This is a genomic window from Variovorax soli NBRC 106424 (assembly GCF_001591385.1).
GTDB lineage: Bacteria > Pseudomonadota > Gammaproteobacteria > Burkholderiales > Burkholderiaceae_C > Variovorax > Variovorax soli.
This window is the reverse complement of record NZ_BCUU01000056.1, coordinates 1-12,159: the sequence shown is the minus strand read 5'-3', so window position 1 is coordinate 12,159 and position 12,159 is coordinate 1. Positions and strand designations below refer to the sequence as shown.

Here is a 12,159-nt window from a genome sequence, read left to right as displayed (position 1 = left end):
CGGCCCTACTCCTTCACCGACCCAGTCAGGCCCGAGACGTAGTACTCCACGAAGAAGGAGTAGGCAAAAGCCACCGGCAGCGAGCCCAGCAGCGCGCCGGCCATGAGCGGGCCCCAGTGGTAGACGTCGCCTTCCACCAGTTCGGTGACCACGCCCACGGGCACCGTCTTGCTTTCCGAGGACGACACGAAGGTGAGCGCGTAGATGAACTCGTTCCACGACAGCGTGAAGGCGAAGATGCCCGCCGAGATGAGCCCCGGCACCGCCAGCGGCAGCACGATCTTCACCAGGATCTGCCAGCGCGTGGCGCCGTCGATGAGGGCGCACTCCTCCAGCTCGTACGGAATGGAGCGGAAGTAGCCCATCAGCAGCCAGGTGGAAAACGGAATGAGGAAGGTCGGATAGGTCAGGATCAGCGCCCAGCGGCTGTCGAACAGGCCGAGCTTGACCACGATGGCCGCCAGCGGAATGAACAGGATCGAGGGCGGCACCAGGTACGCCAGGAAAATGGCGCCGCCCGCCGGCTTCGAACCCTGGAAGCGCAGCCGTTCGATGGCATAGGCCGCCAGCACCGATGCGACCAGCGACAGCCCGGTGGCCACCACCGACACCACGATGGTGTTCCACAGCCACGACGGGTACTCGGTGCGAAACAGCAGCTTCTCGAAGTGCGCCAGCGTGGGGCCGGCGATCCAGAACGGGTTGCCATCGCGCGAGAGCAGTTCCACGTCGGGCTTGAAGGACGTGATGCCCATCCAGTAGAAGGGAAAGAGCAGCACGAAGACGAAACACAGCACCGGGATGTACACCGTCACCCAGCGCCTGGGCATGGACGTGAGGTAGTCCATGCCCTGCGCCACGTCCTTGTTCTTGCCGCCTTCACTCATTTACTTGTCCCCGCCTTGCTGCCAGGCCCGACGCTGCAGCCCGAAGTAGCTGAACATGATGGCCGCCAGGAGGAAGGGCACCATCAACGTGGCAATCGCCGCCCCCTCGGCCAGCGCGCCGCCCGAGATCGCGCGCTGGAAGGCCAGCGTGGCCATCAGGTGCGTGGCGTTCAGCGGGCCGCCGCGCGTGAGCACGTAGATCAGCTGGAAGTCGGTGAAGGTGAACAGCACCGAGAAGGTCATGACCACCGCGATGATGGGCGACAGCAGCGGCAGCGTGATGTGCCGGAACTGCTGCCACGGCGTCGCGCCATCGATGGCCGAGGCCTCGTAGTAGCTCGGCGAAATGGTCTGCAGCCCGGCCAGCAGCGAGATCGCCACGAAGGGGATGCCGCGCCATACGTTGGCGATGATGGTGGAGATGCGCGCATTCCACGGGTCGCCCAGGAAGTCGATGTACTTGTCCAGGATGCCCAGCTTCACCAGCACCCAGCTGATGATGGAGAACTGCGCGTCGAATATCCACCAGAACGCAATGGCCGACAGCGCCGTGGGCACGATCCAGGGCAGAAGCACCACCGCGCGGAAGAAGCTCTGGAACGGCAGGCGCTTGTTCAGCAGCAGCGCCAGCCACAGGCCCAGCGCGAACTTCAGCACGCTGGCCACCACCGTGTAGAAGATGGTGTTGAACAGCGCCAGGCGCGTCACGCTGTCGGTCACCAGGAAGCTGAAGTTCTCCAGCCCGATCCACTCGCCCGCCCGCCCGATCTTGGCGTCGGTAAAACCCAGCCAGGTGCCCAGGCCGAGCGGATAGGTCAGGAAGATGATCAGCAGCGCCGCCGCCGGGAACATGAAAGCCCAGCCCAGCGCGTTGCGGCTGTTCTGCCAGCGCTGCAACAGGCTCGTGCGCGGCGCCGCCGCTTGCGAGTGCGCCGCGGAACCGTCAGCCACGTTGTCGACAACAACCTTGCTCAAGCTCTACTCCTGCCCGGCAAAGCCAGGGCCGTTCGGGAACCGCCGCGGACCGGCTTTGCCGGGCCGCTGGCGGTGCCCCCTGGAAGGGGGTTGGCGGACCTGCGAAGCAGGGTAGCCTGAGGTCATACCTTGTAATACCGCTCGGCACGCTTCTGGGCGCGCTCCATCGCTTCCTTGGGCGTCTTCGAGCCGCTGATGGCCTCGGCCACCATGTTGGCCACGATGAAGTCCGCACCCGCGCCGGCGGATGCATAGCCCAGCCGCCCTTCGTAGCCGGTGGGCCGCATGTTCTTCACGCAGTCGCGGTACGGCGTGTGCTTGGGGTCGGACGTCCAGACCGAGCACGACTCGTAGGCGGCCAGCGGCTGCGCGATGTAGCCGCCCGCCCCGATCAGCCACGGGTCGAACTGCTCGCGCTCCATCATGAAGCGCAGGAACTCCTTGGCTGCATTCGGGTACTTGGTGTACTTGAAGATCATCTGGTTGAAGAACAGATGCGACTCCGTGGGTGTGCCCACCGGGCCGATCGGGAAGGTCGCATGGTTGATGTCGGCCGCCATCTCCTTGACCTTCGGGTCCTGCGAGTTCTTGGCCGCGTAGTAGATCGAGATGCCGTTGTTGGTCACCGCGATCTGGCCGTCGAGGAAGGCCTTGTTGTTGTTCGGGTCCAGCCACGAGAGCGTGCCGGGAATGAAGTTGGGATACAGCTCCTTGCCGTACTCCAGCGCCTTGAGCGTCTCGGGACTGTCGATGACCACCTTGTTGCTCTTGTCCACCAGCTTGCCGCCGTGCGACCACAGCAGCCAGTTGGTCCACAGGCTGTCGCCGGTGGCGTTGCCCAGCGCGTAGCCGCCGGGGGTTCCCTTCTCCTTCAATGCCTTGTGCAGCGCCAGGAAGCCGGCCGTGTCCTTCGGGAAGGCGTTGAAGCCGGCTGCCTTCACCATGCTTTCGCGGTAGACGATCATGGAGCCGGCGGCGCCCAGGCCCAGGCCGAGCCACTTCTTGCCATCGGGCCGCAGGTACTGCTGCACCGCCGGGTACCAGCCGCCGTACTTCTTGCCCAGGTACTCGGCCAGGTCGGTCACGTCCAGCAGCTTGTCGGGGTACAGGTTGGCATCGTCGTTGGTCGACAGGATGATGTCCGGCCCCGCGCCGGTATTGGCCGCCACCGCGGCCTTGGGTCGAACGTCTTCCCAGCCCTCGTTGTCCACCCGCACTTCCACGCCGGTGGCATCCTGGAACTTCTTGACATTGACCATGTAGGCGTCGATGTCGCCCTGCACGAACCGGCTCCACCGCAGCACGCGCAGCTTGGCCCCCTTCTCGGGCTTGAACGCGAGCGTGGACTGGCCATGCGCCGCCGTGGTGAAGATGGTGGTGCCCACCCCCAGCGATGCGGCGGCCGCCATGCCGGCCGAGCCTTCGAGGAACTTGCGGCGATTGAACTCGTTCATTCGTGTGTCTCCAGGTTGTTGGTTTCAGAAACGACGGAACAAAGACTTCAGGACACCAGCCTTTCGCCGGTGCCAGCATCGAAAAGGTGCGCGCGCTGCAGGTCGGGCCGCAGGTGGATGACGCTGCCGGGGGCGAAGTCGTAGCGTTCGCGGAACACCGCCGACAGCTCGGTGCCCTCGTGGCGGCAGGCCACGAAGGTGTCCATGCCGGTGGGTTCGAGCACCGCCACCTTCGCAGCGATGCCGCCGCCGGCGTCGCCCACCAGCGTGAGGTGCTCGGGCCGCGTGCCGTAGATCACCGGCTGGCCGTCCGTGCCGCCGGCATTCAGCGGGGCGTCCAGCTGCGTGCCGTCGGCCAGCTCCACCCGCGCGCCGCTGCCGTTGCGGCGCAGCGTGCCGGGCAGGAAGTTCATCGCCGGCGAGCCGATGAAGCCGGCCACGAACTGGTTGGCCGGATGGTCGTACAGGTCGAGCGGGCTGCCCGCCTGCTCGATGCGCCCGTCGCGCATCACCACGATCTTGTCGCCCATGGTCATGGCCTCGATCTGGTCGTGGGTGACGTAGATGGAGGTGGTCTTCAGCCGCTGGTGCAGCTCCTTGATCTCGCTGCGCATGGCCACGCGCAGCTTGGCGTCGAGGTTGGACAGGGGCTCGTCGAACAGGAACACCTGCGGGTCGCGCACGATGGCGCGTCCCATGGCCACCCGCTGGCGCTGGCCGCCCGACAGCTGCCGGGGGTAGCGCTCCAGCAGCGGCGACAGCGCCAGGATCTCCGCGGCCCGCTTCACCTTGGCGTCGATGGTGGCCTTGTCCGCCTTGGCCAGTGCCAGCGCGAAGGCCATGTTGTCGCGCACCGTCATGTGCGGGTAGAGCGCGTAGTTCTGGAACACCATGGCGATGTCCCGCTCCTTGGGCGGCAGGTCGTTGACCTTGCGCTCGCCGATGAGGATCTCGCCGCCGTTGATCTCCTCCAGCCCCGCGATCATGCGCAGCAGGGTGGACTTGCCGCAGCCCGAGGGGCCCACCAGCACGGTGAAGGAACCGTCGCGGATGTCGATGTCGACGCCATGCAGGATGGGGACGTCACCGAAGCGCTTCTTGACTGACCGGATCGTGACACTTGCCATGCAACGCAATCCCAGGGTTCTTCGCAGCGGCGCAGTATCGGCACTGCATCCGCGCCTTGCCATCAGGGCAAACCAATACGTGGCAACCCTGAGAAAATTTGTATGATGACCAGATAACTGTGTTGCACGCGTCCAAACTCCCCGCTTCCCCAGGCCGCCCGGCCGAACCCCTGCGCCAGCCGGCCGATCGCCTGTCGGACCGCCTGGCCGCGCGCCTGTCTGCGCTCATCGAATCGGGCAAGCTGGTCCCCGGCGACCGCCTGCCCACCGAGCAGCAGCTGGCCGACGCCCACGGCGTGTCGCGCACCGTGGTGCGCGAAGCGGTGCACCAGCTCAAGTCGCGCGCCCTGGTGGCGTCGCGCCAGGGCTCCGGCGTGTTCGTCGCGGCCCCGCCGACGCACCAGCCGCTGGCCTTCGACCCCAGCGTGCTCGAATCGGTGGATGCGGTGGTGCACGTGGTGGAAGTGCGGCGAGTGCTGGAAGGCGAGATCGCCGCCCTGGCCGCCGAACGCGCCACGCGCGCGCAGGTGGCCGCCATCCGGCGGGCGCTCAAGGCCATCGAGACGGCCGTGGCGCAAGGCGGCGACGGCGTGGCCGAAGACCTGGCCTTTCACCACGCCATCGGCGAGGCCACCGGCAACCCTCAATTCAAGCTGCTGCTGGGCTTCCTGGAGCAGTACCTGCGCGAAGCCATGCGCATCACCCGCGGCAACGAGGCGCGGCGGCAGGACTTCATGGAAGAGGTGCAGCACGAGCACCGCGCCATCGTCGAGGCCATTGCCGCGCACGACCCGGTGGCCGCGCGCCAGCATGCGCTGCGCCATCTGGCCCGGGGCCGCCAGCGCCTGGCCGAAGGCGGCGTGCTGCCCGAGGCACGGCACAGCAAGGCGAACAAGACCCTCAAGGAGAAACGATGAAACTGTTGATTACCGGAGGCGGCGGCTTCCTGGGGGCGCGATTGGCGCGCACCCTTCTGGCACGCGGCGAGCTGGCCGGCCAGCGCATCGAGCGCGTGGTGCTGACCGACATCGCACCGCCGCCCGCCGACCTGGCCGCCGATGCCCGCGTGGAGGCCCGTACTGGCCCCTTGCTCGCGCAGACCGAGGCGCTCAAGACCGAGGCCTTCGACGGCGTGTTCCACCTGGCCTCGGCCGTGTCCGGCGAATGCGAGGCCGACTTCCAGCTGGGCATGAGCTCCAACCTCGACAGCACGCGCGCCCTGCTCGATGCGCTGCGCCACCGCGTCGAGAAAGGCGGCGCGGCACCGACGCGGATGGTGTTCTCCAGCTCGGTGGCGGTGTTCGGCCCCGATCCGGGCGTACCCTTTCCGGGCATCGTGGCGGACGACACGCTGCCCACGCCGCAGACCTCCTACGGCACCCAGAAGCTCATCTGCGAGCACCTCATCGCCGACTACACGCGCAAGGGCTTCATCGACGGCCGCGCCGCACGGCTGATGACCGTCACGGTGCGCCCGGGCCGGCCGAACGGCGCCGCGTCTTCCTTCTTCAGCGGCATCATCCGCGAGCCCTTGGCGGGGGTCGAATCCATCTGCCCCGTCTCGCCCGAGGTGTCGCACCCCATGTCCTCGCCCAGCCACACGGTGGACGGCCTCATCGCCGTGTTCGAGGCCAGCCGCGAAGCCTTCGGCGGCCGCACGGCGCTCAATCTGCCGGGCCTGAACGTGCGCGTGGCCGAGATGCTCGATGCGCTGGAAGAAGTGGCCGGCCCCGCCGTGCGCGCCCGCGTGCGCTTCGAGCGCGACGAGCGCATTGCCGGCATCGTGGCCAACTGGCCCACCGGCTCCACGGCCGCGCGCGCTGCGCGCCTCGGGCTGCATCCGCACAAGAACTTCGCCGAAATCATCCGCCAGTACATTGACGACTGCCGCAAGGCACCCAACGCAGAACAAACCTCCTTGAAGGGACTCGCCTAAATGCCCACGCCCGAAAACCAAGCCGCACCCAAGAAGGCGCGCAAGAAGCACAACGCCATCAACAAGAAGCTCAAGCTGCGCTCGCAGGCCTGGTTCGACAATCCGTCGAATGCCGACATGACGGCGCTCTACATCGAGCGCACCATGAACTTCGGCCTGGGCCTGGAAGAGCTGCAGTCGGGCCGCCCGATCATCGGCATTGCGCAGACCGGCTCGGACATCGCACCCTGCAACCGCCACCACCTGGTGCTGGCCGAGCGCGTGCGCGAAGGCATTCGCGATGCGGGCGGCATCGCCTTCGAGTTCCCCATCCACCCGATCCAGGAAACCTGCAAGCGGCCCACCGCCTCGCTGGACCGCAACCTGCAATACCTCTCGCTGGTCGAAATCCTCTACGGCTACCCGATCGACGGCGTGGTGCTGACCACCGGCTGCGACAAGACCACGCCGGCGCAGATCATGGCGGCGGCCACGGTGGACATTCCGGCCATTGCGCTGAACAGCGGCCCCATGCTCAACGGCTGGCACGAAGGCCAGCGCACCGGCTCGGGCACCATCGTCTGGCGCGCGCGCGAGATGATGGCCGCCGGCGAGATCGGCTACGAGGGCTTCCTCAAGCTGGTGGCCTCGTCGGCGCCTTCCACCGGCCACTGCAACACCATGGGCACGGCCAGCACGATGAACTCGCTGGCCGAGGCGCTGGGCCTCACGCTGCCGGGCAGCGCCGCCATTCCGGCGCCCTACCGCGACCGGCAGGAGATGGCCTACATGACCGGCAAGCGCATCGTCGAGATGGTGCGTGAGGACCTCAAGCCTTCCAAGATCCTCACGCGCGAGGCCTTCGAGAACGCCATCGTCGTCAACTCGGCCATCGGCGGCTCGACCAACGCGCCCATCCACCTGAACGCCATTGCCAAGCACATCGGCGTGCCGCTTTCCAACGACGACTGGGAAAAGCACGGCTACAAGGTGCCGCTCTTGGTCAACCTGCAGCCGGCCGGCGAATACCTGGGCGAGGACTACTACCGCGCCGGCGGCCTGCCCGCGGTGGTGGCCGAGCTCATCGCCAAGGACAAGATCAAGCCGGCCCTCACCGTGAACGGCAAGACGCTGGTGGACAACTGCAAGGGCCGTTTCGCGAGCGACCGCAAGGTCATCTGGCCCTATGCCAAGCCGATGAAGAAGGACGCCGGCTTCCTGAACTTCAAGGGCAACCTGTTCGACTCGGCCATCATGAAGACCAGCGTGATCACGCCCGAGTTCCGCCAGCGCTACCTGGAGAACCCGGCCGACCCGATGGCCTTCGAGGGCCGCGCCGTGGTGTTCGACGGCCCCGAGGACTACCACGCGCGCATCGACGACCCCAAGCTCAAGATCGATGCGAACTGCGTGCTGTTCATGCGCGGCGTGGGCCCCATCGGCTACCCCGGCGCGGCCGAGGTGGTGAACATGCGCCCGCCGGCCTACCTGCTCAAGAAGGGCATCATGGCCCTGCCCTGCATCGGCGACGGCCGGCAGTCGGGCACCTCGGGCTCGCCGTCCATCCTCAACGCCTCGCCCGAAGCCGCCACCGGCGGCGGCCTGGCGCTGCTGCAGACCGGCGACCGCGTGCGCATCGACCTGAAGAAGCGCAGCGCCAACATGCTGGTGAGCGACGAAGAGCTCGCCAAGCGCCGCGCCAGGCTGGAAGCTGCCGGCGGCTACCGCTACCCGGCCAGCCAGACGCCGTGGCAGGAGATCCAGCGCGGCGTGGTGGGCGAGCTGAACGAAGGCATGGTGCTCAAGCCGGCCGTGAAGTACCAGCGCATCAACGAGACCATGGGCCTGCCGCGGGACAACCACTGAGGGCCTTTGCGCGACGACATGGCCGGCCCGCGCCCCACCACCATCGCCGAATACATCGATGCGGCACCGCCTGCGGGGCGGGCGCATCTGCGGCGGCTGCACGCCATCCTCGAAGAGGTGGCGCCGCACGCACAGCAAGCGATCAAGTGGGGCGCACCGTTCTTCATCGAGCCGCGCTTCCTGTTCTCGTTCAATGCCAACAAGGCGCACCTGAACTTCGCGCCTTCGCAGGCGGCGCTCGAGCATTTCCGCGACGAGCTGGCCGGGCACAAGACGACGCTGAACTACCTGCAGGTGGCCTACGACGAACCACTGCCGGCAGCGCTCATCCGCAAGATCGCGAAGTACCAGCTCAAGCGGGTGCGCGAGCGCCAGGACGACGCCTTCTGGTGAGCCGCCAAGGCGGGTAACAAGCGGTCGCAGCGGCCGGGCAGCCCGCAAACGCTGGCACCATTGCCGCACCGATGCCCATTGCCGCCACGACCACCCTTCTTTGCTTCGTCATTGCCGTCTCGGACGGCGACACCCTCAAGGCCCGCTGCCAGGATCCGCGCAACGGACCCGACACCACCCGCGTGGTTCGCCTGGCCAGCATCGATGCCCCCGAGCGCGACCAGCCCTACGGCTGGCGCTCGAAAAAGACGCTCGGCGAATTGACCCTGCGCAAGCCGGCACGCCTGGTGTGCCGCAAGAAAGACGACCGCTACGGCCGCTCGCTGTGCAATGCCTGGGTCACGCCCGCCACCTGTACGCGGTCCAGCTGCGAATTCACGCTGGACGCCGGCCTGGCCATGTTGACGCAGGGCCTGGCCTGGTGGGAGCCGCGCTTTGCGCGCGAGCAGACGGCGCAGCAGCGGGGCCAGTACGAGTTCGCGCAGGTCGAGGCCAAGGCCAGACGGGCCGGACTCTGGCGCGATGGCGGCCAGGCCGTGCCGCCGTGGGACTGGCGCCGCGACCACCCGGGCTGGTCGCATGCCGCCGGTGGTGCGCCAGCCGCAAGCAGCGCCAATCAGTGATGCAGGCCGCCGCGGTGGCTGTCGGTGAAGTCGGCGCGCGGGTCGACGAAGGCCGTGACCACCGGGACGCCGCCACCTTCCGCACGCTCGTCGGCGCGCCGCTGCAGCGCGGCAATGCCGGCCATCATGGCCGCCGAATAGCTGGGCAACGGCCCCTGCGCATAGTCGACCGCCTGCGGGTGGTGGTCAGGAGTTTCCTCCTTGAGCAACATCCAGTAGTAGTGGCCCGGGATGGGTTCGTCCACCATCAATTCAATGTTGTCGTGGCTCACGGCGCATTTCCTTTCGCTGACTCGGGCTCCCTTGCTCTTCCAGGACGATCAGGCGGCGCGCTTTTGAAATAGAAAGGCCTCAATTTCCGGCCGACGCATCACCCACGGGCCGATTGAACGGCGGCCTGAGCCGGCGCGGAAGCGAGCTATTTCACGAACCCGGGCTCGTTTTGACAATTAGAAACAGTCTGTGAGAAATGCACGCCCGACCGCAGCGCAGCTGTCGGGCACCAGGACGCAGATGCGATTTCAGTGCGCCGGCGGGGCTGCCGAAGCGCTGGGCCGCGCCAGCACCCGATCGATGCGTCGCCCGTCCAGTGCCAGCACCTCGAAGGTCCAGCCGGCACAGTCGACCTGGTCGCCCACGCGCGGCAGTTCGCCCGACACCAGCAGCAGCAGGCCTGCCAGCGTGTTGTAGCGGTCCTTGTCCTCGTCCGGCAGGCTGCGGATCGCCAGGCGCGCGCGCAGCTCGGAGACGGGCATGAGGCCGTCGAGCTCCCAGCCACCGTCGCCGCGCGGCGTGGCCCAGGCATCGTCCTTCTGGTCGGGCTGCAGTTCGCCGGTGATGGCTTCCAGCAGGTCGCGCGGCGTCATCAGGCCCTGCACCACGCCATATTCGTCCACCACGAACACCAGGCGGCCGGCGCGGGCGCGAAACTGCTCCAGCAGCTCCATGCCGGTGAGCGTTTCGGGCACGAAGGCGGCCGGCTGGGCAATCGACTCGATCCGCCCCGCATGGTCGCGGCCCCGCTGCAGCAGCTGCGCCACGCTCACCACGCCCACCACATCGTCCAGCGAGCCACGGCACACGGGGTACCAGGAATGCACCAGGTCCAGGGCGGCGCCCGAGGCCACGTGGTCCAGGCCCTGCGCCACAGTGAGCGAGGCGTCCATCCACTCGATGTCGGCGCGCGGGATCATGAGCGAGCTCAGGCGCCGGTCGTCCAGGTGGAACACGTTGCGCACCATCTGGTGCTCATGCTGCTCGATCACGCCGGCATCCACGCCCTCTTCCAGGCTGGCCGAAATTTCCTCCTCGGTGACAGAGCGGGCCGCGTTGGCATCGACACGGATCAGCTTGAGCAGCGCCGCCGTGGAGCCCGACAGCAGCAGCACGAAGGGCCGCGCGGCCTTGGCCAGCCAGCCCATGGGCCGCGCCACCCAGCGGGCCACCGGCTCGGGATAGAGCTGGCCGATGCGCTTGGGCACCAGCTCGCCCACCAGGATGGTGAAGAAGGTGATGCAGCCCACCACCACGGCCGTGGACAGCACGCTGGCCGCGCCCGCGCCCATGCCGCGGCGCTCCATCCACTCGGCCAGCGGGCCGGCGAAGGCGGCTTCGCCCACGATGCCGCTGAGCATGCCAATGGAAGTGATGCCGATCTGCACCGTGGAAAGAAAGCGCGTGGGGTCTTCCATCAGCGCCAGAGCCGCCTTGGCCCCCGCATCCCCCGTCTCCGCCAATGCGGCAAGCCGCGCACGGCGCGCAGTCGACAAGGCCATTTCGGACATGGCAAACAACGCATTGCACGTTGTCAGCACGGCCAGCAGGAACACATCCATGAATGAGGCAAGGGAGAATCGGGAACATGGCACTTTACTTGATGGGCGACGTCCAGGGCTGCGCAGCCCCGCTCGAGCGACTCCTGGACAAGATCGGCTTCTGCGCCAGCCGCGACCAATTGGTGGTGCTGGGCGACCTCGTCAACCGCGGCCCCGATTCGCTCGCGGTGCTGCGGCGGCTGCAGGCGCTGGGCGCCTCGGCGCAAAGCCTGCTGGGCAACCATGACCTGCACCTGTTGGGCGTGGCGCACGGCGACCGCAAGGCCGGGCGCCGCGACACGCTCTCTGCCCTGCTGGGCGCCCCCGACCGCGCGCAGCTGCTCGACTGGCTGCGCCACCAGCACATGGCCCTGCACCGCCGCGTCGGCGACGGCGACCTGCTGATGGTGCATGCCGGCGTGCTGCCCCAATGGAGCGTGGCCGACACCATGGCCCGTGCCGCCGAACTGCAGGCCGTGCTGCGCAGCCCCGACCCGGGCGATTTCCTGCGCGTGATGTACGGCAACGAGCCCGCGCGCTGGGACGACCGGCTGAGCGGCGAGGCACGCCTTCGCGTCATCGTCAATGCCCTCACCCGCCTGCGCTTTTGCAGCGCCGACGGGAGCATGGAGTTCGAAACGAAGGACGGTGCCGGCGACCCGCCGGCCGGCTACATGCCGTGGTTCGACGTGCCCGGGCGCAAGACGCAAGGCGCCACCGTCGCCTTCGGGCACTGGTCCACCCTGGGCTGGGTGTCGCGCCCTGACTTGATTTCCACCGACACCGGCTGCGTGTGGGGCGGCAAGCTCAGCGCGGTGCGCATCGGTGCCACGCTGGCCGAGCGCGAGCTGATCCAGGTGAAGTGCCCGCAGGCGCAGAAGCCGGGGTAGCCGGGCGCGCAGCGCGGCAGCGGGCTGCCGCGGCCGGGCTCAGTGGGTGGTGGTTTCGGGCGCGGCAGCCTTGAACAGCGCCGCCACCTTGCGCTTGGACTTGATGTTGGCCGACACGCCGCGCGCGGGCGTGCTCTTGACCGACGCCTCCCAGGCGGGGGCGGCATCGCGCTCGCCGGCCTCGTAGGGCTTGTCGAAGAAGGGGTCGCGCGGCG

At 67.9% G+C, this 12,159-nt stretch carries 12 protein-coding genes and 1 pseudogene; 6 read left to right on the top strand and 7 right to left on the bottom strand.

Translation table 11 applies throughout. The annotated features are described in order from the left end of the window. Positions 1-5: 5 nt before the first annotated feature. From VSO01S_RS16525 to VSO01S_RS16510, 4 genes are all read right to left on the bottom strand, one after another. Positions 6-887, bottom strand: a complete 882-nt coding sequence (locus VSO01S_RS16525; RefSeq protein ID WP_068643904.1) for a carbohydrate ABC transporter permease — start codon at positions 885-887, stop codon at positions 6-8. Next, the gene (locus tag VSO01S_RS16520) at positions 888-1,787 is read right to left on the bottom strand and encodes a carbohydrate ABC transporter permease (RefSeq protein WP_068643924.1); all 900 of its coding nucleotides are present in this window, start codon (positions 1,785-1,787) and stop codon (positions 888-890) included. 197 nt (positions 1,788-1,984) lie between these two features. Beyond that, positions 1,985-3,316 (bottom strand): ABC transporter substrate-binding protein, encoded by a 1,332-nt coding sequence (locus tag VSO01S_RS16515; protein WP_068643903.1) that lies wholly within the window; start codon positions 3,314-3,316, stop codon positions 1,985-1,987. A 47-nt stretch (positions 3,317-3,363) separates the two neighbouring features. Further along, entirely contained in the window at positions 3,364-4,443 is a 1,080-nt protein-coding gene (locus tag VSO01S_RS16510) for an ABC transporter ATP-binding protein (RefSeq protein ID WP_068643902.1), read from the bottom strand. A 122-nt stretch (positions 4,444-4,565) separates the two neighbouring features. On the opposite strand from VSO01S_RS16510, the gene VSO01S_RS16505 reads away from it, so the two are divergent. From VSO01S_RS16505 to VSO01S_RS16485, 5 genes are all read left to right on the top strand, one after another. Beyond that, entirely contained in the window at positions 4,566-5,360 is a 795-nt protein-coding gene (locus tag VSO01S_RS16505) for a FadR/GntR family transcriptional regulator (protein WP_245684229.1), read from the top strand. Beyond that, positions 5,357-6,379 carry a D-erythronate dehydrogenase gene (denD, locus tag VSO01S_RS16500; RefSeq protein WP_068643901.1) on the top strand — a complete coding sequence of 341 codons (1,023 nt, stop codon included), beginning with the start codon at positions 5,357-5,359 and terminating at the stop codon, positions 6,377-6,379. The genes VSO01S_RS16505 and denD overlap by 4 nt, the downstream gene beginning before the upstream one ends. Further along, on the top strand, positions 6,380-8,224 hold the full coding sequence (locus tag VSO01S_RS16495) for an IlvD/Edd family dehydratase (protein WP_084241919.1): 1,845 nt from the start codon (positions 6,380-6,382) through the stop codon (positions 8,222-8,224). Positions 8,225-8,230: 6 nt separating this feature from the next. Then, positions 8,231-8,617: an iron chaperone gene (locus VSO01S_RS16490; RefSeq protein ID WP_068643900.1), complete on the top strand. Its 387-nt coding sequence runs from the start codon at positions 8,231-8,233 to the stop codon at positions 8,615-8,617. A gap of 71 nt (positions 8,618-8,688) precedes the next feature. Next, positions 8,689-9,240, top strand: a complete 552-nt coding sequence (locus VSO01S_RS16485; protein ID WP_068643899.1) for a thermonuclease family protein — start codon at positions 8,689-8,691, stop codon at positions 9,238-9,240. Here the strand turns inward: VSO01S_RS16485 and VSO01S_RS16480 are convergent. Together VSO01S_RS16480 and VSO01S_RS16475 are read right to left on the bottom strand one after the other, a co-directional pair. Then, positions 9,234-9,512, bottom strand: coding sequence for a hypothetical protein (locus VSO01S_RS16480; RefSeq protein WP_068643898.1), 279 nt, complete (start codon positions 9,510-9,512; stop codon positions 9,234-9,236). The two genes, VSO01S_RS16485 and VSO01S_RS16480, sit on opposite strands and share 7 nt — an antisense overlap. 249 nt (positions 9,513-9,761) lie before the next feature. Next, a complete protein-coding gene (locus VSO01S_RS16475; protein WP_068643897.1) occupies positions 9,762-11,075 on the bottom strand; it encodes a hemolysin family protein in 1,314 nt (437 codons plus the stop codon). Between the two features lie 26 nt (positions 11,076-11,101). On the opposite strand from VSO01S_RS16475, the gene VSO01S_RS16470 reads away from it, so the two are divergent. Further along, complete coding sequence (locus VSO01S_RS16470; RefSeq protein WP_068643896.1) at positions 11,102-11,944, top strand: symmetrical bis(5'-nucleosyl)-tetraphosphatase; 843 nt, start codon at positions 11,102-11,104, stop codon at positions 11,942-11,944. Positions 11,945-11,983: 39 nt separating this feature from the next. Here the strand turns inward: VSO01S_RS16470 and VSO01S_RS28000 are convergent. After that, positions 11,984-12,159: pseudogene (locus tag VSO01S_RS28000) on the bottom strand (DEAD/DEAH box helicase); the annotation flags it as partial.